Origin of the sequence: Nostoc paludosum FACHB-159, assembly GCF_014698835.1 — a bacterium.
Classification (GTDB): Bacteria; Cyanobacteriota; Cyanobacteriia; order Cyanobacteriales; family Nostocaceae; genus Nostoc; species Nostoc paludosum.
In genome coordinates, this window is the sequence record NZ_JACJTU010000025.1 from 21213 (window position 1) to 43709 (window position 22497).

The 22497-nt window shown below is 41.5% G+C and carries 16 protein-coding genes and 1 pseudogene; 7 read left to right on the top strand and 10 right to left on the bottom strand.

Annotation, left to right across the window (positions count from 1 at the left end; all coding sequences use genetic code 11):
• Nucleotides 1-187 precede the first annotated feature (187 nt).
• Nucleotides 188-2881 (top strand): annotated as a pseudogene (locus H6H03_RS23500) (beta strand repeat-containing protein); the annotation flags it as partial.
• A 152-nt stretch (nt 2882-3033) separates the two neighbouring features.
• Here the strand turns inward: H6H03_RS23500 and H6H03_RS23505 are convergent.
• The 6 genes from H6H03_RS23505 to H6H03_RS23530 all read right to left on the bottom strand — a co-directional run bounded on the left by H6H03_RS23505 (nt 3034) and on the right by H6H03_RS23530 (nt 10114).
• Nucleotides 3034-3285 carry a hypothetical protein gene (locus tag H6H03_RS23505; RefSeq protein ID WP_190957482.1) on the bottom strand — a complete coding sequence of 84 codons (252 nt, stop codon included), beginning with the start codon at nt 3283-3285 and terminating at the stop codon, nt 3034-3036.
• 236 nt (nt 3286-3521) lie between these two features.
• Entirely contained in the window at nt 3522-6125 is a 2604-nt protein-coding gene (mutS, locus tag H6H03_RS23510) for a DNA mismatch repair protein MutS (protein ID WP_190957483.1), read from the bottom strand.
• Nucleotides 6126-6211: 86 nt separating this feature from the next.
• On the bottom strand, nt 6212-6736 hold the full coding sequence (locus H6H03_RS23515; RefSeq protein ID WP_190957484.1) for a hypothetical protein: 525 nt from the start codon (nt 6734-6736) through the stop codon (nt 6212-6214).
• An 8-nt stretch (nt 6737-6744) separates the two neighbouring features.
• Nucleotides 6745-7986 carry an AAA family ATPase gene (locus H6H03_RS23520; RefSeq protein ID WP_190957485.1) on the bottom strand — a complete coding sequence of 414 codons (1242 nt, stop codon included), beginning with the start codon at nt 7984-7986 and terminating at the stop codon, nt 6745-6747.
• Nucleotides 7987-8100: 114 nt separating this feature from the next.
• Nucleotides 8101-8745, bottom strand: a complete 645-nt coding sequence (locus tag H6H03_RS23525) for a response regulator (RefSeq protein ID WP_190957486.1) — start codon at nt 8743-8745, stop codon at nt 8101-8103.
• A 163-nt stretch (nt 8746-8908) separates the two neighbouring features.
• Nucleotides 8909-10114 (bottom strand): sensor histidine kinase, encoded by a 1206-nt coding sequence (locus tag H6H03_RS23530; protein WP_190957487.1) that lies wholly within the window; start codon nt 10112-10114, stop codon nt 8909-8911.
• 280 nt (nt 10115-10394) lie between these two features.
• On the opposite strand from H6H03_RS23530, the gene H6H03_RS41425 reads away from it, so the two are divergent.
• A complete protein-coding gene (locus tag H6H03_RS41425; RefSeq protein WP_190957488.1) occupies nt 10395-11108 on the top strand; it encodes a hypothetical protein in 714 nt (237 codons plus the stop codon).
• Between the two features lie 144 nt (nt 11109-11252).
• On the opposite strand, the gene H6H03_RS23540 is transcribed toward H6H03_RS41425, so the two are convergent.
• Nucleotides 11253-12833 (bottom strand): alkaline phosphatase D family protein, encoded by a 1581-nt coding sequence (locus H6H03_RS23540; protein WP_190957489.1) that lies wholly within the window; start codon nt 12831-12833, stop codon nt 11253-11255.
• A gap of 250 nt (nt 12834-13083) precedes the next feature.
• On the opposite strand from H6H03_RS23540, the gene H6H03_RS23545 reads away from it, so the two are divergent.
• A complete protein-coding gene (locus H6H03_RS23545) occupies nt 13084-13626 on the top strand; it encodes a PEP-CTERM sorting domain-containing protein (protein WP_190957490.1) in 543 nt (180 codons plus the stop codon).
• Between the two features lie 530 nt (nt 13627-14156).
• Complete coding sequence (locus H6H03_RS23550) at nt 14157-15548, top strand: sensor histidine kinase (RefSeq protein WP_190957555.1); 1392 nt, start codon at nt 14157-14159, stop codon at nt 15546-15548.
• Nucleotides 15549-15726: 178 nt separating this feature from the next.
• Here H6H03_RS23550 and H6H03_RS23555 read toward each other — a convergent pair whose 3' ends face one another.
• The 3 genes from H6H03_RS23555 to H6H03_RS23565 are packed head-to-tail and all read right to left on the bottom strand — an operon-like array spanning nt 15727 to nt 17823.
• A complete protein-coding gene (locus H6H03_RS23555) occupies nt 15727-16830 on the bottom strand; it encodes an AI-2E family transporter (RefSeq protein ID WP_190957491.1) in 1104 nt (367 codons plus the stop codon).
• Entirely contained in the window at nt 16830-17060 is a 231-nt protein-coding gene (locus tag H6H03_RS23560; protein ID WP_242057961.1) for a hypothetical protein, read from the bottom strand. Before H6H03_RS23560 ends, H6H03_RS23555 begins: the two co-directional genes overlap by 1 nt.
• Nucleotides 17061-17088: 28 nt before the next feature.
• Nucleotides 17089-17823, bottom strand: a complete 735-nt coding sequence (locus H6H03_RS23565; RefSeq protein WP_190957492.1) for a 2-phosphosulfolactate phosphatase family protein — start codon at nt 17821-17823, stop codon at nt 17089-17091.
• A gap of 418 nt (nt 17824-18241) precedes the next feature.
• Here H6H03_RS23565 and H6H03_RS23570 point away from each other — a divergent pair, with 418 nt between their 5' ends.
• From H6H03_RS23570 to H6H03_RS23580, 3 genes are all read left to right on the top strand, one after another.
• Nucleotides 18242-18661 (top strand): BlaI/MecI/CopY family transcriptional regulator, encoded by a 420-nt coding sequence (locus H6H03_RS23570; protein WP_096537646.1) that lies wholly within the window; start codon nt 18242-18244, stop codon nt 18659-18661.
• Nucleotides 18661-19503 carry a M56 family metallopeptidase gene (locus tag H6H03_RS23575; protein WP_190957557.1) on the top strand — a complete coding sequence of 281 codons (843 nt, stop codon included), beginning with the start codon at nt 18661-18663 and terminating at the stop codon, nt 19501-19503. The genes H6H03_RS23570 and H6H03_RS23575 overlap by 1 nt, the downstream gene beginning before the upstream one ends.
• Before the next feature lie 606 nt (nt 19504-20109).
• Entirely contained in the window at nt 20110-22401 is a 2292-nt protein-coding gene (locus tag H6H03_RS23580; RefSeq protein ID WP_190957493.1) for a DUF11 domain-containing protein, read from the top strand.
• Nucleotides 22402-22497 lie beyond the last annotated feature (96 nt).

The window sequence follows — 22497 nt, forward strand, 5'->3', positions numbered from 1 at the left end:
TTCATAAATAAATTTAGGGGCTTGTGACCCTTTTGGCAGAGGGAAAATAAATTTTTTCCTCCTGCGTCCTGCCTCCTGCCCTCTGCCTTTTTTTGGTCAAATTTAAGCGAATTTTTGTGCCCGAAAGCACAAACAGCAAATTGAAAACTGAAGTTCCTGAAAAAATCCATTAAGGTAGGTAAAAGTTATGGCAAATATCATTGGAACCATAAGTGATGATACGTTAGTAGGCACCCAATACACCGACACCATTAACGGTCTAGGGGGGAACGATATCATCACAGGCGCAGAAGATAGCGACATTTTAACTGGTGGTGGTGGCCAAGATATATTTGTTTTCAACCAAATTGACAACACAGATGGCTTCAGAATTTACCAAAGAGATACCATAACTGATTTTGGTGGAGTCGGTAAAGGCACAAATCCTTCAGCAGATGTGGTTGCCGAAGCCGATATCATCAAATTCGTTGGTGGTGACTTGACTGCCCAAAATATGCTCCTGACTCAGAATGGCACAAATTTGGAAATCAAGTTTGAAAGCAACTCTTTCATCACAACCATCACTCTGAATAACTTTGCCTTGGAAAACCTAGATAACCTCACTAAATCTACTGGAGCCACGGTAAACGCCGGAAATATCCTCTTTGATGGGCAAACTAAGATTACTGATAGCTTTGATGTCTTCAATGCCAACTCTACCCAAACCACTATCTTCAAAAAGAATACGGTCACGTTCCTCAATGACCTAAACAATAATGTCAACGGCTTTGACAACTCAGATGATGTCATCAATGGTCAAGGAGGTAATGACATCATCGATGGCAAGAGTGGCAACGACCTTTTGAGGGGTGCTGAGGGGAATGATACTCTCATTGGTGGTGCAGGAAATGACACCCTCATTGGTAACTATATTTTTGACATTTTCAACAGTTCCTATATTAAAGACAATAACTTACTCTTTGGGGGTGATGGCAATGATACTCTCTTTGGTGATACTGGGGACACCTTGAACGGTGGCAATGGGAATGACACGTTCTATAGTTATTTTGCTGCTCCCTATTCTCTTGAGAATACTTTCATAACTGGTGGCGGCGGCAAGGATAAATTTGTTGTCAAGTTAGACTTCGACCGCACTGGTGCCATTACCATCACTGATTTTGGTGGCATTGGTAAAGGCTCAAACCCATTAGCTGCAACCCTGGCCTCCTTGGATACCTTGCAATTTGATACAGGTTACAGTATTTTCACTCCGAGAAACCTGCTATTAAATCAAAATGGTAACAACTTAGAAATAACTTTTGAAAAGACGTTTGTTTCCAAAGTCATCCTGCAAAACTTTGCCCTAGAAAACCTAGATAATCTCGCTCAGGTCGGCAATATCCTGTTTGACGGGCAAACTAGCATTACAGACAGCTTTGATGTCTTCGATGCCAACTCCACCCAAAGCAAGGTTTTCAAAAAAAACACAGTTACCTTCCTCAATGACCTGAACAACAATGTCAACGGCTTTGACAACTCAGATGATGTGATTAATGGTCAGGGGGGTAATGACATCATTGATGGTAAGAGTGGCAACGACCTTTTAAGGGGCAATGCGGGAAATAATACCCTTATTGGTGGAAGTGGTAACGATACCTTGGATGCTGTGTATCTAACGGGCGATAACCTACTCAATGGTGGCAGTGGCAATGATTCTCTTAGCGCCTCTGGCCGATTCAGCGGATACGATTTGGCTGGCTATGGGTCTGGTAATAATACTCTCAACGGTGGTGCTGGTAACGATTCCTTGTATGCTGATTATTCAACAGGCAATAATCTACTCAATGGTGGCGATGGCAATGATTCTCTTAGTGCCTCTGGCTCCTTTGGAATTGAATACCCTTCCTTTGCCGTTTCTGGCAATAATACCCTCAACGGTGGCGCTGGTAACGATGACTTACGTGCTAACTATTCGTTAGGCGATAATCTACTCAATGGTGGCGATGGCAATGATTCTCTTAGTGCCTCCTCTAGCGAATACATCTACTATTACGGAGGCATTTATTCCTCAGGAAATAACACCCTCAATGGTGGTGCTGGCGACGACATCATAAGTGTAGACTATGCATTAGGCGATAATCTACTCAATGGTGGCGATGGCAATGATTCTCTTAGTGCCTCCTCTAGCGAATTATTCTTCTTCTCCGGAGGCATTGCTTCCTCAGGAAATAACACCCTCAATGGTGGGGCTGGCGATGACATCATAGATGTAGACTATGCATTAGGCAATAATCTACTCAATGGTGGCGATGGCAATGATTCTCTTAGTGCCTCCTTTGAAGAATTCTTGTTAGACGACGCAGGCATTACTGCTTCCGGAAATAACACCCTCAATGGTGGGTCTGGCGACGACATCATAGATGTAGACTATTCATCAGGCGATAATCTACTTGATGGTGGCGATGGTAATGATACTCTTAGTGCCTTTGTTGCCTCAGGAAATAACACCCTCAAAGGTGGCAATGGCAATGACATCCTCACAGGTGGGAACGGTGACGACACCCTTTATGGAGGTGGTGGTAATGATACCTTTGTTTTCAATAGTGTCAATGATGGCGTTGATACTATTGTTGATACTATTTACGACTTCAGCACGACTAATGATGTGATTCAGGTATCGGCTGTTGGTTTTGGTGGCGGGTTGTCAATACCTTCACTGCAAGCAAATCAGTTGACCATCGGAACATCTGCAACTACTAACACTGCACGATTTATCTACAACGACATTACAGGTGCGTTGTTCTTCGATCGCGACGGTAGTGCATCTGGGTTTACTCAGATAAAACTTGCACAATTATCTACTGGATTGTCATTAACCAACAATAATTTTGTGGTTGTTTAATCGAAATTAGTGTGCCATCACTAATACCGTTTCACTTTAAATTTGATACATTTAGGCAAGCAGGGGAGCATACTTCGACCCTTCGACAGGCTCAGGGCGGCGCTGCGCTCAGTAACCGGGGGAGCAGGGGAGCAGAGGGGAAAGAATTTGTATCAGGATTTTAGTGAAATGGTATTAGTTGCATTGCCTTGCACCTTTGTTGCATTGCCCTGCACCTTTGTTGCATTGCCCTGCACCTTTGTTGCATCGCCTTGCACCTTTGTTGCATTGCCCTGCACCTTTGTTGCATCGCCTTGCACCTTTGTTGCATTGCCCTGCACCTTTGTTGCATCGCCTTGCACCTTTATTGCATCGCCCTGCACCTTAGTTGCATCGCCCTGCACCTTTGTTGCATCGAAAAGCAAAAATTAAGCTTCTGTGTCTTACACAACAACTCTAAAAGACTTGTATGTACACGGTAGCCGCAAGCGGGGAGGGGAGACAAAGCGTAGCTTTGGCTCTTTTGGGTTCTTCGTGTTTAATAAGCAATCAAGCGGACATGATATAAGAAGTCAAAAGAATTTAGCGCAGCCTCACAAAAAAATGCTATGACAACGTTGATAGCTGAATTAATTATTTTGTCAGGTGGACAAATCACTAGTTAATCAACATCCAAATTTTGTAAACCCATCGCAATCTTACTATGTTTTTCAATTTGTCCCATTACTTGTTTTGCTCGTTGAATTACTACCGCAGGTAAACCCGCCAATCTTCCCGCTTCAATTCCGTAGGATTTATCTGCGCCTCCTGGTTGGACTTGGTGCAAAAAGATAATTTGGTCGGGTAATTCTTTCACTGTCACTTGATAGTTAGCTACATTCGGCAAAATGCTAGCTAGTTCATTTAATTCATGGTAATGAGTGGCAAAAATCGTTCGCGCCCGAATTTCCACTGCTATATATTCTGCCACCGCCCAAGCAATGGAAAGACCATCAAATGTTGCCGTTCCCCGACCAATTTCATCTAATAAAACTAATGATCGAGATGTGGCATGATTGAGAATATTTGCGGTTTCATTCATTTCCACCATAAATGTCGATTGACCAGTTGCTAAATCATCTACTGCACCGACACGAGTGAAAATGCGATCGCATATTCCCAACCTAGCAAATCTAGCTGGTACAAAACTCCCAATTTGCGCCATTAACTGAATCAATCCCACTTGACGCAAATAACAACTTTTGCCGCTGGCGTTTGGCCCGGTGAGAATGATTAAATCGGGAGTGGGTGAAGAGGACGCAGAGACATTTTCACTCTCCGCTTCTTCGTCTCTTCCCAATTGCGTCGAATTCGGCACGAAGAACCCCGCAGGTAAAGACTGTTCCACCACTGGATGACGACCATCAACAATGTTGATTTCCCTTCCTGGCAACATTTCTGGACGACAGTAACCTTGCTGCACCGCTAATTCAGCTAAACCACACAACACATCTGCGGCCGCTACTGCACGGGAAAGATTACGAATTACTTCCGCTTGTTCTGCTACTTCTTCCCGCAATGCCGTAAAAATCTCATATTCCAATTGATTTAAATCATCCCGCGCTGTGAGAATTCGGGCTTCCCTTTCCTTCAAGTCTGGGGTGATGTAGCGTTCCTCGTTGGTCAGGGTTTGCTTGCGGATATAATTGGCGGGTACTTGGTCGGCTTTGGCGCGGGAAATACTGATATAGTAACCAAAGGTTTTGTTAAATCCTACCTTTAATGTGGGAATTCCTGTCTTTGCTCTTTCGTCAACTTCCAAATTAGCAATCCATTGCTGGTCTGCTTCTACAGTTGCTTTCCGGTCATCCAATAGGGAATTCACGCCAGGACGAATCAATCCGCCTTCTTTTATATGTATTGGTGGCGACTCTACCAGATGTGCGTGTAATTTTTGTGCCAATTCTTCCAAAATTGACGGTACTTTTTGCAAAGCTTTCAAGAATGGCGATCGCGTATCAGCAACTAAGTGGGATAATTCGGGTAACCGTGAAAGTGAATCTGCCAAAGCTGCTAAATCTCTAGCGTTAGCAGTACCAGAACCCGCCCTTCCCGTTAGCCGTTCCAAGTCATAAATTTGCCGTAACAACTGTCGCAAATCCTGACGTAGGGGTGTATTTTCCATCAATTCTTCGATGGTATCTTGTCGCGCGCGAATGCCTTTAATATCGATTAATGGTTGCAATAACCACCGCCGTAAAGCACGCCCACCCATCGCTGTACTCGTTCTATCTAATGCCCAGAGTAGGGAACCGTGATATGTGCCATCGCGGACAGTTTGAGTAATTTCTAGGTTACGGCGAGTTTGACTATCTACAATTAAATAGTCAGTAACAGTGTAAGTACGCAGTCTTTGTAGGGAGACTGGGTTTTCTTTTTGGGTATCTTCCAGGTATTCTAGAAGACCGCCAGCCGCACGAACGGCGAGGGGGAGATGGTCGCAACCGAGTCCTTCAAGCGATCGCAGTTTAAATTTCTGCAATAATCTAGGTCTAGCTTCGCCTTGGGAAAATGGAAATTGCGATCGCAAACTATAACAAAATGCTGGCGGCAAACACTCCGGCAAATGTGGCGAAGTTTCCCCCGGACGCAGCAAACTACCCAAATCAGGCGCATTTGTAGGCACCAGCACCTCTGAAGGTTGCAAGCGCATTAATTCTTGTGTCAGATGTTCTAAATCGCTGCCTTGGGCGGTGAGGAATTCTCCTGTAGAGATGTCTGCATAAGCTAAGCCCCAATGATTTGCGGCAATTACCACTGCTGCCAAGTAATTATTGCGACTTGATTTGAGCATTCCCTCTTGCAGCAAAGTGCCAGGAGTGAGGACGCGCGTTACCTCCCGCCGTACCAGTCTCCCAGTAGCTTCTGCTGCATCTTCCACTTGGTCGCAAATTACCACTGCATAGCCTTTTTCCACTAGCATCGTCGCGTAGCGTTCCCAAGCGTGATGCGGAACGCCAGACATGGCTACCCGTCCTTGTTCTCCAGCCTGCTTGCTAGTGAGGACTAATTCTAATTCTTGCGCTAATTTTACAGCATCTTGGAAATAGCATTCAAAGAAATCGCCCACTCGATACAGCAACATCGCGTGAGGATATTTATCCTTCGTCTCGACATAGTGCAGGTACATTTGACTTAGCTTACTGCGGTCTACCTGTCGATGGTCAGAAATAAAAGTACTTGCATCAGGCTTGGTAGATGGAGTTTCAGAGTGAGAGGCCGTCATAGATGCTATCGAGTTACGCACGGAAATGCCACAATATCCGATGATAACGTGATGTTAGAAGCAAAGGGCGATCGCTCAAAAATATTTTATCCTTTTGTTCGACTGCTTCGGCGTGTAGGTGGTTGTGGCGAAGGTGGTTCTTGAGATTTTAGCTTGTCATCATCAGTCAGAAACTCTACATGGAAACCTTTTTGGTGATAGTGCCAGCCTAAGATGACAATACTAGCATCACCCATAGAAGTCTTTTCTACAGCTTGATTGGGGAATTTAGCGGCTAACTTTTTCAATTCATCTTCTTCCCAAAGAACGATTTGTTCGCGGAACTTAGCCCAAGGTGAGGTTTCATCAGCTGCATAAGTTATGATTTCGGCAAATTTTTGAGCTGCTATACGTTTACTTTCTGAATTTGCTGTTTTAGCCTGTGCAATGTGATTACCCGTTTCTATAACAGTAGCTAAAGGTAGTACCAGCGTTGTTGATTTGGCGATTTCTGCCTCAATTTTCTGATTTACACGCTGATAATCCCAATCATTATTACCAGCAATTTCTCTACCTGGAACTTGTAACCAAACGCATAAAAGTGATGTATCAATGAGTAACACCTTTCTCATATTATTAACTATTCATTTCGAGAAAGGCTTCTTTCAATCGCGCCCTTAGTTGTCATATCACCCAAAGAATATGATGCGAACAACTTAGAAAAATTATCAATATCTTCTAAAATAGTAAGTTTGCTTTCTCCAGTTTCTTTATCGCGGTGTGCGACAACCACAAAAGGAACTATTTCTGGCCCTAAAGCATCCAGCAAAGCTGGGTTATGGGTAGTAAGTAAAATATCAATTTTTCTTTTACTGCCAATTTCTCGTAAGATTCTGACTAGTAATTCTGCACGCGAGGGATGAAGGCCATTATCTATTTCTTCAATTACTAGTTGACTACCTTCTGGTCGCGTAAGTAGTGCTGTGAGAATTGCTATAAAACGTAAAGTTCCATCTGACATGCTTCTAGCATCAATCTCTGTAATATGGCCAGGTTTCCATTCTTCTTGACAGTAAAGCATGGCATCAGTGCCAAATCTACCCACTTTTTCTGCCCATACTTTTTGAATATCGCCTTCGGGTAAATATTTGAGGTAATGAGATAGAGTTGATTCTACTTGATTTTTTCGTTCATCTGGTAATAACCCTGCTAGGACACCTGCAATATTTGAAGCATCGCTTTCTAAAGTGTCAGATATTAGTGAATACGATCTCATTGTAGAAGGTATGGGGTTTAAAACAAAAATCTTGTCTAGTGAGCTAATAACTAAATAAGTAATTTGTCGAATTTTCTCAGAAAGATCGTTAGCACTTTTTAAATTAAATCTTTTACGAATTTCATCTCTCCCTTTTATTGTTGCCCTACCACTTCCTGGTATTGAGTTCAATGCACTTCTAATCGGTAGAAAACTATCTTTGTCTAGGATTAAAAATTCACTTAATATATTTGAACTTTCAGATTGTGTATCTATTATTTGTATGAATTCTTTTTCGGTTCTTACGAAAGGTTGTGTTTCTATTTCTATTGAATATAAATAATCTGTATTTTCTTCATCACCTTGAACTATAAATTTTAATGTAAACTCAGTTTCCGGTTTAAGTGCGGCCCATTCTACACCACCGCGAATAGATGGAAGTGTTTTATTTCCTGCTAAAGCTGCTTCAATATTTTCACCTTTAGCAATTCGTTGTAAAAATTCTAAAGCTTCAACCACATTAGATTTACCACTTGCATTTGTTCCAATCAGAACTGTCAAAGGATCGAGTGGAAGCTCCGCATAACGGAAACTTTTCCAATTTTCAAGAATGAGTTGCTTAAGCACGATCAACTCCAAAACTCTACTTACTTAAATTTAGCTCTTATAAGTGGCTATTGCTCACCGTTTCTCCTTTTAATATAATCGCCACTAACAAGAGCTTTTAATTATCCAAAAAATTTAAGATGTACAAACAGAGTTAGCATAAATCGCCATTTGCGATCTATTACGCAAATTGAGGCGGCTTAAAAGGTGAGTCACATGAGTTTTCACCGTCCCTTCGGCAATGTAAAGTTCTTGAGCGATTTCACGATTAGTCAAACCTTGGCCAATCAAGCGCAACACATCTCGCTCGCGGGGGGTTAACTCAGTTAATTCTTTCTTTTCTGGCTTGGATTTAACAGGCTCTGGTGGGATATTAGCCATCAACTTTTCCATTAGTCCTGGCCCTAGTTGAGTATATCCAGAATGCACAAACCGAATCGCCTGTGCCAACTCTTGGGAAGGCATATCTTTGAGTAAATAGCCCCTCGCGCCCGCACGAATGGACTGAGCGACATACCTATCATCATCAAATGTACTTAAAACTAAAACTTTCGTCTCTGGATACTGCTGACAGATAATCCGTGTGGCTTCTCTGCCATCCATCACAGGCATCCGTACATCCATCAATACTACATCGGGTTGTAAAGCAGCTACCTGCTCAATGGCTGTTTCACCGTTATCAGCAGTTCCTACCACTTGCAAATCTGGTTCCAGCGTTAGCATGGCTTTCAAACCTTGACAGATTAAACTTTGATCGTCCACCAGTAACAAGCGAATCATGTGAAGTGCGACTTTACTTAGGTAAACATTATTTAATCTACCAATGCGACGAGTAGAATTTCGGATTATTTTTTAGATATATTTACTTACCGTTAAACACTCCTCATCTTATGTCCACCTAATCACTTACTCAAAAAATTCTCCGCGTCCCCCTGTCGCCGTGTCAGTCTAAAGTATCTGGCGATCGCAATGGCAATTCAACTGTTATTCTACAACCACAACCAGGCTGGGTTTCCAAGTGAAAGTAACCTTCTAAAGCCGCCACTCGTTCTTGCATTCCTTGGATTCCAAATCCAGTAATTTTATCGTTGAGATCGAATCCCCTACCGTTATCCTCGACTCGCAGATTTATATTGTCATTGGTAGCAACAATCTCTATTTTGACTTCTGTGGCTTGTGCATATTTGCAAATATTAGTCAAGGCTTCCTGAACAATTCGGTATACGGTTCTGACCACAGGCAGTGGTACAATGACTCCCAGGTTGATTTTAGTACTGGGAGACAAACCAGTGCCTTGACGAAAATCTTCCACCAAAGATGCGATCGCATCTTCTAATGGTCGCTCGTCTGGTACATCTTCGCGCAACGCCCTCACAGATTGGCGTACCTCCTTCATCGCCATTTCGCCTAGCCGTTGAGCTTGACTCAGAAATGACTCAGCCGAGGCAGGGTTAACAGACCAAAGTCTAATTGCTGTTTGGATTTGCACGTTGAGAGCTGTCAAAGCATGACCTAAAGAATCATGAATCTCGCGGGCGATGCGGTTACGTTCTTGGACGGCCGCGAGGTCTTCAATTTGCAAAGCATACTGTTGCAGTTGCTCGTGGGCAACAGTCAGTTGTTTGCGCGTCTTTTGCTCCACTAGCAATATATTTACCAACTGCAAAACCAAGAATAATCCCAATGCAAACATCAGCATCTCAGCTAATTGATGCATCCAAAATCGCTGTTGTTGTCCCGGTGGCACTATCTGGACAACGGTTTGAAGATACTGTCCTTGATGCACCAAAAATAGGAGAAAGCACAAACCTGCCACAATTAAGCGCCCACGCGAACTAAACAAAAAGCAACTGCGAATCACGACAATTAAATACAGCGTGGGTAAGATATGGAGATATCCCAATACTGTGCCGCTAAAAATTAAAATCATGGCGATCGCAGTATATAACACTTTGATCCAGGAATGGCCGCTTGGTAATCTCAAACCCATTAAACCAAGCAAGGCCAAAATCAGCACGTGTTGAACTGGTATACATCGATTTTCCAGAGCTTCAATGACAGCGAGTGAACCGCAACAAGTGAGCATTACCCATTCGGTGTAAAGCAGAAAGCGAAAAGGATTAGGGCGGATGGGAAGTAACAGACTCATAGAACTAGCCGGATGCAAAGCTTTCTTTAATTAATACTCTTAACTGTATCTTTAACACCACAGCAATTCATAGGTTTATAACTTTCGTTGTAGTAGATACTTTTAACCACGACGAAAGATATAGAGAGATTTACTTAGCGAAAAACCAAAGTCAAAAAGAATTTATCTAATTAGTTGTGCTGGGATTAGAGACGTTTTTCAGATGTTTATCTTTTACTAAACCTCTAGGATAAATTCAGTTCACACAACAAAAATTCGCAACCCTCAATCAAGGATAGGTATGGCAAATATTATTGGAAATAACGGCAATAATACCTTGTTTGGTACAGTCAAAAATGACTATATCGATGGCAAAGCGGGTAGAGATTTAATCTATGGAGATAAGGGTAATGACATTCTTGAAGGTAGAAATGGGGATGATATTCTCATTGCTCAGACAGGCAATGACATTGTAAGAGGTGGCAATGGCAATGATTTCTTAAGTGGTGGTCTTGGTGTGGATACACTCACAGGCGGAGCTGGTAAAGATAGTTTTGACTACGGTGATCCCCTCTTTCCTAACGGCTACCCACCACGCAGCCCCAATGGTATTAGGGTGTTGAATCAGCCAGATAAAATTACCGACTACCAAATTGGTGTAGATAATTTCGTCTTTGAAACTGGGCAGCTCGGACTTGGTTTTGGGGAACGCGTCAAATATAAAGAAGGGGTTAGTTCTAAAATATCAGGTAATCCCAATGTAATAGTTCTACTTGATGCATTTCCAAATGCTGCTGCTGCTGCTAAAGGCATTGCTAATAACAATAAGATTACATCTGATGCAGGATTATTTGTTTATTACAACTCTACACTTGGCATTTCAAGACTAGTATATTCTAGCGATTTAGGAGACGGCGGAGCAATCAGCGTCCTGGCTAATCTAAACAATCTTACAAGCTTGTCTAACCAAGCTAAGTTTTCCAGCGCTGACTTCTCTTTTATCACCCTTACTTAATATTAATGAATTTTGACTGTTGACTGTATCTAAGATTGCACTTCCTGATTTAGAACTGGTTTATAGCATTACTTAATCATTTGTAAAAAGTTAGAACCCCGACTTATTTAAGAAGCCGGGGTTCTAAATTCTGACTCTTAATATTTATTTTTCCGGTGGCAAATCTACTGTGTAAACAGTTTCCCCTGCTAAGTTCCGCAATGAAACTGTCATCACTTTTGTATTGGCATTAATTTTAACTCCTCCAAAGAATTGCAAACCTTCACTTGGGGGACGATTTGCTTTTGTACCTGGAGGAAGGCTTTGAAATTTCAATTCTGGGCCAAAAGTATTTTCCAATTCGTTAGGGCCAAATGTACCAGAGTTCAAAGGCCCGGCGACGAATTCCCAAAAAGGTTTAAAGTCAGTAAACTGCGCTTTTGCTGGGTTGTAATAATGGGCTGCTGCATAATGTACATCAGCAGTTAACCAAACAACATTCTGGATATTTTTATTTTTAATAAATCGTAGTAAATCCGCAAGTTCTAATTCTCTTCCTAAAGCTGGGCCGTTTCCATTAGCCCAAGCTTCAAAATCTGTGCTACCATCTCTAACTATCAATCCCAGAGGCATATCACTAGCAATTACTTTCCATGTAGATTTTGATGATAGTAATTGTCTTTTTAACCACTGTATTTGAGTTCTGCTTAAAAATTGCGTTTCTTTACTTGGTATCGATTGATTATTAGGAGTATTGGGCCCCCGGTAAGTGCGTTCATCGAGCATGAAAATGTCTAATAATGGGCCATAATTGAAGGAACGGTAAATTCTGGTTTTATCTGGATTGTTTGTTTCAGATCCAATAGGCATATATTCTAAAAATGCTTGCCTTCCTCTTTGGGCTAGCAAGTTAACATCTTTAACTGTATAGCGATTATCGCTTAAAAGAACTTCTCCAGGATACCAGTTATTTGTGACTTCGTGGTCGTCCCACTGTGCTAAAATGGGAACTTCAGCGTTGAAACGTTTAATATTATCGTCAAGCAAATTGTAGATATAATTACCACGAAATTCTGTTAATGTTTCTGCAACTTTGGATTTTTCTGGTGTAGTAATATTTTTCCAAGTTGTGCCGTCGTCTAAGATAACTTCTGCTTGAATTGGGCCATCAACATAAACATTATCTCCAGAATGGATGAAGAAATCGGGTTGAAGCTGGCGCATGGTTTCGTAAATTTTCATCCCACCAAAATCAGGATTAATTCCCCATCCTTGACCTGCGGTGTCACCACCCCAAACAAAGAATATATCTCGACCATATTTGGAGGGAGTCTTGAAACTACCTTTAACAGCTGCACTATAGGTATTTTTATAATTTAAATCTTGAAAAATTACCCGATAAAATATTTGTTGGTCTGGTGGTAAATTCTTCAAAAAAAGTCGCGCTGTAAAGTCACTATCTTTTAAAGCATTTGGCCCCACAACTTGCTGCACATTTTTAAAAGATTCGCTGGTAGAATATTCTACAATCATTTTGGCAGGGCGATCGCTCTTACTCCAAATCACAATGCCATCGTTGGATATATCTCCGCTAGCTACACCATAAGGTATACTAGGACGCATTTTATCAGAGGTAATCATTGCAGGTGCTTGTCCAAAAACTGGGGATTTTGATACAACATTTGTGGTGATAATTCCACCTGCTGTGACAGCCGAACGTAGCAAAAACTGACGACGGTTTAGCATATTAAATAATATCAAGCCTAAGAAGCATTACACGATAAGTGTCTACCATATCTTTCTCAGGCAACAAGTAAAGATTGAGTTATCGAATGGTTAATAAATAAATATTTATTTTTCATAATTAAATTTAATATTAATTCAATTTAAATATTATTTTTACCTAAAATTAAAGTTTATTTAAACTCATTACTCCAAAATAATATTTTTAAACTTGATGTCTAGATTGCTTGCAGAAGTTTATCCTGAGGAAAAAATGAAATTTGTTCCACAAATAGTGCTTGCTGGTAGTCTTGCTCTGGGTTTAGCCACCGTAGATTTAAAATCTGTATCTGCGGCAATTATTAATTACGCTTTCACCGTTGATAGCCCTACAAAGAAAGGACAAGGCTTTTTTAGTTTTGATGATTCTACTTTTAGTAATGATAATATTCCAGAAGCGATCGCTAACTCAGTCTCTTTTCAATTTGATGGTGAATCGACAATTTACACGGAACAAGACGATTTAAATTATCCAGATTTTCCCATTGTCTATTCAATAGAGCAGACATCTTTTGTCGGATTAGAATATACATTCAACGATATCAATCCTGAAAACTTCATCACTTACGAAATCGTTGGTGATAATTTTACAGTTCTTTCTAGCACTTCTCCAAATACTGAACTTTTTTCTGGTAAAGTTTCTTATAAAAAAGTACCTGAGCCTACAACTTTAGGTGGCGTTCTCTTGGCTTGTGGTCTTGTTGGAATATTAAAGGTAAAAGGAACATCCATCAAAAAGGTTAAAGCTAAAGCTTAACCTAATTTTCGCAGAGTTAGAAAATATAAGGTATTACGCTTTTAAATTGCACAGTTATTCATGAGGGTCGTTGGCTGTTGATGGTTAGCTGTCAACCATCAACAGCCAACATAAAAACGCGACAGCTTAATCATTTATTAACCTATAATTAAACAAAAGATAAATGAAGTGTGAATCTCTCATACTTCATTTTTATTTTTACTTTTCAGGAACAAAATTTTTAGGAGATTGGTAATACTTTTCTTATGTAATTGATGTTACAGGTAAAGAGCGATGCCTGCGGCGGGCTTGGCCTATGCTTAACTTTTTTCTGCTCCTACTGTAAATGTAATATTTTTGTGGTAATAAATAATACAATACAGCTAATAATCGCTACTATGACATACTTGATTTTTCCGCATCTAGCCTGTGAATTTTAGTTAGCAATTTGGGAAAAATAAGTTTGTAACAATTGATGAAGTTAAAAATTAGCGAGATGTTTGTTCACCATGTTACCAGAAATATTACCTCAACAGTCTAGTATTGAGAGTATGATGGCTACAAGTGGCATAAAAAATGCTAATCAGCCAAACTTGCAATTAGAGTCAACTTTACAAGAGTTACCCTTTTGGCAGGTTCAAATCGAAGTAGAGCGTCCAGGCAATGATTTAGTTACACTTTTTAAGCAAGAGCCATTACTACCAGGAATTATTCTTAATAACCATCAACAATATGTGGGGATGATTTCACGGCGAAAATTCTTTGAGCAGATGAGCCACCCCTATAGTTTGTCATTATTCTCTCTCAGACCGATTAAAATTCTCTACAAGTTTTTTCAGAGAGAGATATTAATACTTTCTGAGGATATGTCCATTGTCAAAGCCACTGAAGTAACTTTGCAACGACCACATCAAATAGCCTATGAACCAATTTTAGTTAAAACTGCATCTGGAAAATATAGGTTGGTTGATTTCCATCAATTACTTTTAGCATATTCTCAAATTCACGTTTTAACGCTAGTTCAATTACAGCAGGTAGAAGAACAATCGAGAATTGCTAAAGCAGGCTTTCGCGATTTGCAAGAAAACTATACCAGATTAATTCAGAATGAAAAAATGGCTGCCTTGGGACAACTCGTGGCTGGAATTGCCCACGAAATTAACAACCCCGTTAACTTTATTGCTGGTAATCTTGTCCATGCGATTGAGTATAGCGAGAATTTGCTGAGTTTAATTAGATTGTACCAACAATGTTACCCTGAACCAGAAGGGGAAATTAAAACTGCGATCGCTCAAATTGAACTCGATTTTTTAACTAGAGATCTTCCTAATCTTCTCAATTCTATGAAGATAGGTACAAAGCGAATCGAGGAAATAATTCTTTCCCTACGAAATTTTTCCCGTCTTGATGAATCTGAAAAAAAATTAGTTGACATCCATGAAGGTATTGAAAGTACTTTGTTAATCTTACAAAGTCGTCTTAAAAATCATCAAATTGCTCAAAATATCAACCTGATTAAAGAATATGCAAATCTTCCCTTAGTCGAGTGTTACCCTGGTCTACTAAATCAGGTGTTTATGAATATTTTGGCAAATGCTATTGATGCCGTAGAAGAGGTAATAGAGAGTGGGGAATGGGGAAAAATAACCAATGCCCAATGCCCCATACCCGAAATTCGCATTCGCACTGAACTCATTGATGATAGGGAAGTAATTATTCGCATTGCCGATAATGGTTCTGGAATTCCAGAAAGTTTACAAAAGCGATTATTTGACCCATTTTTTACTACTAAACCAGTTGGTAAAGGAACTGGATTAGGGTTATCTATTAGTTATCAAATCATTGTAGAAAAACATCGTGGTCAACTACAATGCATTTCTGCCTCTGGCAAAGGAACTGAGTTTATTATTAAAATTCCAGTTGAACTTAGTTCCTGTGTTTAGTTAATATAAGAGTTTATTTTTAATTTAAAAATAAAATTTTTTGAGTCTGTTTTAGGTGCATATTTTAATGTAGTTATCTGGCGGTGCGTTACGGCTGTAGCCTAACGCACCTTACTTGATATTTACTATTGCCTATCTCCAAAATTAATTTCACAACTCAAATATGATTAATTAAATGCTAACTATAAGTCCCTGCCGTTTCATTTGTAACCTTTGTAGAGTTTAACTCAATATCATCTATTTGATTTAACTCACCAGCACGCCAACTATCAGCAGCATCCTTGATGAAACTGGCAACAGGAATTGCAATTAACAAACCCAGTACGCCTCCTAATTTAGCCCCCAGTAGTAAAGAAATTACTACCCAGACAGGATTTAAGCCAGTTAAATTGCCGAGAATTCGGGGTGCAATAAAATTAGAATTAACTTGATCTATTGCAACAGCTACACCTAAAACTTCCACTCCTAGCCAAAAGTTTTGTAACGCTACCAAAAGACTAACTATAGCGATACCAATTCCTGTACCAAAAGGGAACAAAGAAAACAAGCCAATACCAATGCCAAAAAGTAGCGCCAAGGGAACTTGCAAAATCCAAAATGCTAGTATAATCGTCACTCCCAGCACAGCACCCAATGTCGCCTGACCGATAAAATAATTGTGGAAATCCTCTCGGAGTAACTGCCGGACTTTTGAGCCAATATTAGGAGGAAACCATTGAAAAATTCCATCCCAAAGACGCTCCCCGTTTAATATGAGGTATATAGTCAGCACCACCGCCAGCAGTACGTTGAGCACAATACCAATAGTATCAACAGCAAAACCGAGAATTCTCCCCGTGAACGACTGGATTTGATTAGATAATCTTTCTAAAATTTCGCTAACCAAAGCACTAAAATTAATAGGTAGGTGCTGTTGACTTAATGCCCAGTCTTGAAAAGCTTGTAACTGCTGAGTACCAGAATCAATCCAACTAGGCAAAATATTAGCTAATTCATTGAGTTGTTCTATAATCAGTGGCACCAAAGTGATGCCTAAACCCACTATAATCACCACAGTCAAAAGTAACACTCCCACGATCGCCAAGTTCCGTTTCACCCCTTGTTGCTGAAGAAACTGAATTGGATAGTCCAAAACGAAAGCCAGTAGAATAGCGGCGGCAATAATGCTCACCAGAGGTTGAAAATACTGCACAACCTGGAGCAACAGCCAGCCGTTGAGAATAATAATGGGGAATGCCAATCCTATATTTAACCATCGTGGCAGTTTGTTTGCTGATTGCATTAGTGATGACTACTCCACAAAAGTTTTAACTTTATTTTGGCTGCTGTTGACTGGGAACTGGGAACTGGGGAGATGGGGAAGTGTGGGGAGAGAGGGGAGAGAGGGGGGAGTGTGGGGAGATGGGGAAAAAGAGAATTTATGCTTCCCTTTCCTCCCACACCTCCCACACCTCCCACACCTCCCACACCTCCCACACCTCCCACACCTCCCACACCTCCCACACCTCCCACACTTCCTGCTTGCCCAATGCCCTATGCCCTATCCCCTTTTTAAAACTCCTATTTCTTGTTGTATTGGCAAGACATCTAAAACATCAGTTTGGGAACAATATTTTAAATCTTCTTGACATTCAAGACGTAATAGACGTTGACCGTGACTAGCTTGGTGGAATAATCCTAATAAGTTATCTTGCCATTGAGAATAAAGAGCGATCGCACTAATAACTTCATCGTTACCAGCTAATTCTTCTGGTGACAATTTGGTTTTTTGTAAAACACTATGAGCGATCGCACCCGCACAAACTGTATCCTCTAAAGAAAAACTGCCTTCCCAACCTGAGCCGACAATCCACACTGTCTGTGGTTGCTTTTCTAGAAGAAATTGCACCACTGCTGCTCGGTTGATTAAGGCTGCGGCTAATACATTTGGCGAGTCTTGTACCCGTTGTAAAGCACGAGTGCCATTTGTAGTACTGATAAATAACCGACGCCCCTGCACCAATTCTGAGGTGCAGTCGAGGGGAGAGTTACCCAACTCAAAGCCCGCTACTTTAGCGCCACCGCGTTCTCCAGCCCGCAGACGTTTTTCAGGAGGCCATTGCTCACTAACTGCGATTAGTTGATCTAAATCGCTGAATACTTGTACAGCTTCGCCTCCAGCAGCCAAGACAGTCGCTATCGTGCTAGTGGCTCGCAAGACATCGACTGCGATCGCACATTCTGGCGCTTTATCCGTTGGAGTTAATTCCGGAGTATGGTATACAAATAGCTTCACGCGCTGGATACACCTGCTTTTATACTAGTGCGGCAAACAAATAACATTCTACCTAGTTAGCGTCACTAACTATAGTTACAATTGCTCACACAATCTTTTTTAGCATCAGAATACACAATGTATCTCATTAGATAGATAAATGAGTATGGGGCATGGGGCATGGGGCATGGGGCATGGGGCATGGGGAGATGAAGACATAAGGGGACAGCTTTTTAGCTAAATATTAAGAGTCCCTAATCCTAAAAATGCTCAAAAAGCTCATTTTTATGTTTTTAGACTTTAAGACTTGCTGCACAATCTTGTAATCTAAAACAAGACAGCTAAGAGTCATTGGCCAAAGACGGAGTGCTGAGTTAAGAGTTATTCTCCTCCTGCTTTCCAATGCCCAATGCCCCATGCCCTACTCCCCTTCAAACCTATGGCACCTTTACCCGATTACCGCCCTAAACAACTATCTTTAGGCCCCTTAGAAGCGGAAATTTTAAATATCATCTGGGAACTTGGTTCAGCCACAGTCAAAGATGTCCACGATCGCATTTTGGCCGATCCCAACCGCGAATTAGCTTATACTTCTGTAACTACTGTTCTGCGACGCCTCACCGACAAAGGTTGGCTAGCTTGTGATAAAAAAGGACGGGCATTTTATTGGCGGCCGTTGTTGAGTAAACAACAATCACAGGTAATCAAAGCCCACGAACAGTTACAACGATTTCTCGCGGTGGGTAACCCAGATGTGATTGCAGCCTTCGCGGATAGTCTCGATGAAGCAGCCAGCGAACAAATTGCAGCCATCGCCAAACGCATACAATCTGCACGCCAAGCCAGGGAGGAAAAATGATGCATCTAATGATGATTTTGATTGCTTTGGCAGTTGCTTGGTGGTTAAGATCCTCTTGGAGAGAACCCCAAGGCAATTGGAGTTTGCGGTGGCAGCGATCGCTATTTTTGTTTCTCTTCCCCCCCTTGTTAATTTTTATGACAGCGATCGCTGTTTTGTTCATGGGGCCTCAAGGAAAAATGGGCGGGATGTACACAGGCTCAATCAGTTATTTTCTGGCATTAATTTATTTAGCTATTTTTGCCATTTTATGCATTAGACTTGCTTTCCAAGGTTGGCAGTCTGTGGAATCTGCTCGCAACTGTCCTAGCGTCAATTTGGGGGAAAAACGAGCCAGACTACTGCAAACTGAAGCGATGTTTGCAGGACAAATTGGTTTTTGGCATCCTGAATTAGTGGTAAGCGAAGGATTACTGCAAACTCTTTCACCAAATCATTTAGAAAGCGTCTTAGCGCACGAGCAAGGGCATTACCAGTATAGGGATACATTCTGGTTTTTCTGGCTGGGTTGGGTGCGTTGTTGCACTGCCTGGTTGCCCAATACAGAACCATTGTGGCAAGAACTGTTAGTTTTGCGCGAACTCCGCGCCGACAGTTATGCAGCATTGCAGGTAGACCCTCTGGTGCTAGCCGAGTCACTGCTGTTGGTGGTTAGTAGCAGCCCTCTATCATCAGAAATTTGCTGTGCTGCATTGGGTTCTTCTAGCGCAGGCGATCGCTTAGAACAAAGAGTAGAAGCTTTATTAGTACCACCAGAACCAACCCCAGAAGCTCAATTGCAGTCCTGGCATAGCTTTCTACTAGCATTTCTACCTTTAATAACTGTGATATTTCATACTTAAATTAAATTGAAAAAGGTATGAATATACATGTAGAGACGTAGCATTACAATGTTTTTACTAGCGTCTGGCCCGCCCTTTTCTACGGGCGGACAAGATGTCCACCCCACAAGATGAGATAATTTATTTATAAGTTGATTTTTGCATAAAAATTAACTATGGGATTATAGTTTTAAAAAATAGAAATTACTTCAAAAATAAATTGCGATCGCTTCGCTCAAGTTGAATATTGAATTTGGCAAAACTCTGCGTCACTTTGCGTTTACTCTGTGTCCCTTTGCGTTTAAAAAGGTAGTATCTTTAAACGCAGAGCAATCGCAAAGGTTGGCGCAAAGGAACGCAAAGGTTTAATCGACAGAAAACAGTGGTTAGAAACCGCATCTACACTCTTGAAGGGCTAGTTCTATCGATTTAACAATTGTAGAGCGAATGCAAATCAAGATGGTAGATTTTCGTACAACTTGGGTAACCTAACAGCAGGCATCGCCTAAGTGCATTAGAGTTTTTATTCTTCTTTATTAAGTGCTTTTTAAATTTTGCCTAGATACAGAGTGCCTTGTCGCAGACATCGCACTCATTCAATTAACATCAGGAGCTAGCAGAGCATAAATGAGTCTACTGTTAAAATGTCTTTTAGCGGTCAATAACAAGCATTTCAACCGTTATAAAAAACTACTAACTGGCCTTGTTCTCTTACTGTGCTACCTGAATTTTGGCATACAATCTGCTCAAGCTGAAGGTAGCCGCACCCTCTATCCCAGTACCGCTCCAGTCGGCAGTAGTAGAGCTAACCTAGAGTGGCGTACTGATACTTATGGCGGTTTGGTGCTGCGACGAACTTTACTAAAAGTCTATGCCAACAAAGATGAGTATATTCTTTTGGGTTCCAGCGCAGTTGGGGTAAATAGTGGTAATGTGCGCGTTTACAACCCCGGTCGTGTCAGTGGAAGTATTGGCAGTGAAACTGTTCCCGGCACAGCAGATTTTGTGTGTACTTCTCAAGCTGGGCGGGGCTTTATCTCAACTCGCCAACAGGAGTTAAATGGCCCACGTGCTATTTCTGGCGGAGGTAATCCCAACGGCTATATTCCCTGCTACTACCAGGCTCCATCCAGTGGAGTTTATGATATCGTTTTCTACGGGCCTGATGGAGATAACTCTTCTACTAATGCCACTCCTACTGGTGAAATTGATTTGAGTAGTATCAACAACTTTAACGATCAACAGAAAACTAGTGTAGCAGCTTGGGATGTAACAGTACGCAGTAGCGATCAAACTTCAACAACTGACTTGAATGGGCGTTTATTCAGCTATTATCTCGCTCTTTTTACTGGTAGTAACGGTCGATATCTCAACTTCCCAGTCTATCCAGTAACCACAGATGGCTTCCGATATAAAGTAGAACTCAGGGGTACAGATCCTAACGGATTTGTTCTCTATGGTAATCAAACTGGCTTCTTTGACAGCGACGGGATATCGCCTTTGTACCACGACATACTGGGGGCGGATAGTCAGCTAGCAAATCCCCAAGGTGGTGTTAGCTTGGCTCGTCCGCAATACGCTACCTTTTTTAACTCCATCGACACCAACGTGCTTCCATACGTTGAGCGTTACAAACGCGATGGCACTTTAGAGGGAACTGGTATTCCCCTTAGCCCAATTATTCCTGTTGTTAGTAATTTACAATTCAACGGCACAGCTGGAGGAAATAACAGTTCTTACAGCACAGGCGGTACTTTGAGCTTTGACAGCAATCTTGCAGGCACTTACGAACTCATTATCAGCCGAGACGGCAGCAATTTTGATCCCACTAACTCGCAAAACCGACTTTTGCGAGGAATTATGCCTACCACGGGACAGCAAGCAATTAATTGGGATGGTAAAGATAACAGTGACAATTATTTTCCGGTTGGCAATAATTACAAAGTTCGTGTCAGAACTTATGGAGGTGAATATCACTTTCCCTTGCTAGACGCGGAAAACAATTTTACTGGTGGTCCTACCATTACAATGCTGAATGCCGGTAATCCCATAGGCAACACCAGAGGATTTTATGACGATCGCGGTTATAAAACAATCGGTGGTACTCAAATTGGTACAACTGGTCAAGTACTCTGTGGGATTAATCCACCAAATCCAGCCTTGAGCGACCCAATTAACGGTTTCGACACCGCCAGCGATAACCGGAAATTTGGTCAGTCTGGTAACGCTGGTAACGCTGGGACATCATGCAACGGCTCTTTTGGAGATACTAAAGGGTTGGATTTATGGACTTATTATCCTGGTGTAAGCGAACCAGCTACATTCAACATTATTAATGCTGTGAATGCAAAGCTGTTGTTATTGAAACGCATCACCCGCATCAATAATCAAGATTTAACCGACATTGTAGATGGTCGCAGCGACGTGCCGAATGATGCTGCCAACTATGTACCAGAACCCTATGCTTCTGAGGATAACGATGACAAATGGCCTGCTGGGTATCTGCGGGGATTAATTAATGCTGGAACTGTGAAGCCAGGAGATGAGTTGGAATACACTATCTACTTTCTTTCCAAGGGGCCGAATGATGCTACTAACGTTAAATTCTGCGACTTAGTTCCTAGCAATGCTACTTTTATTCCCACTGCATTTAATGGTAATACTCCTGGTGATGGCGGTTTATCAGGAGCAGATCGAGGTATTGCCCTTGCAGTTAATTCTAGTAATCCTACAGTTTACTTTAGCAATGTAGAGGATGGCGATCGCGGACGTTTTTACGCTGCTAACGAGTCAGCACCATCATCCTGCGGTACTAATAGCAATGGCGCTGTAGTAGTTAATATTACCCGCAGCCCAGATTTACCCAATTTAGCCAAAGACGTTTACGGTTTTATCCGCTTCCGCGCCAAGGTGAAATAAGAAAAAGTCACAAGTGAGGAGTTGGGAGTTTTCAATCTTTAACTCCTAACTTGTACAGACGCCTAGACGCTCAAAGAGCAGCTTTTCCTAAGAGTA

What these genes read in the sequence shown, in the direction of transcription:
- mutS (WP_190957483.1), bottom strand. Translation starts at nt 6,125, where the DNA reads ATGACGGCCTCTCACTCTGAAACTCCATCTACCAAGCCTGATGCAAGT.
- H6H03_RS23515 (WP_190957484.1), bottom strand. Translation starts at nt 6,736, where the DNA reads ATGAGAAAGGTGTTACTCATTGATACATCACTTTTATGCGTTTGGTTA.
- H6H03_RS23525 (WP_190957486.1), bottom strand. Translation starts at nt 8,745, where the DNA reads ATGATTCGCTTGTTACTGGTGGACGATCAAAGTTTAATCTGTCAAGGT.
- H6H03_RS23530 (WP_190957487.1), bottom strand. Translation starts at nt 10,114, where the DNA reads ATGAGTCTGTTACTTCCCATCCGCCCTAATCCTTTTCGCTTTCTGCTT.
- H6H03_RS41425 (WP_190957488.1), top strand. Translation starts at nt 10,395, where the DNA reads ATGGCAAATATTATTGGAAATAACGGCAATAATACCTTGTTTGGTACA.
- H6H03_RS23540 (WP_190957489.1), bottom strand. Translation starts at nt 12,833, where the DNA reads ATGCTAAACCGTCGTCAGTTTTTGCTACGTTCGGCTGTCACAGCAGGT.
- H6H03_RS23545 (WP_190957490.1), top strand. Translation starts at nt 13,084, where the DNA reads ATGAAATTTGTTCCACAAATAGTGCTTGCTGGTAGTCTTGCTCTGGGT.
- H6H03_RS23550 (WP_190957555.1), top strand. Translation starts at nt 14,157, where the DNA reads ATGATGGCTACAAGTGGCATAAAAAATGCTAATCAGCCAAACTTGCAA.
- H6H03_RS23555 (WP_190957491.1), bottom strand. Translation starts at nt 16,830, where the DNA reads ATGCAATCAGCAAACAAACTGCCACGATGGTTAAATATAGGATTGGCA.
- H6H03_RS23570 (WP_096537646.1), top strand. Translation starts at nt 18,242, where the DNA reads ATGGCACCTTTACCCGATTACCGCCCTAAACAACTATCTTTAGGCCCC.
- H6H03_RS23575 (WP_190957557.1), top strand. Translation starts at nt 18,661, where the DNA reads ATGCATCTAATGATGATTTTGATTGCTTTGGCAGTTGCTTGGTGGTTA.
- H6H03_RS23580 (WP_190957493.1), top strand. Translation starts at nt 20,110, where the DNA reads ATGAGTCTACTGTTAAAATGTCTTTTAGCGGTCAATAACAAGCATTTC.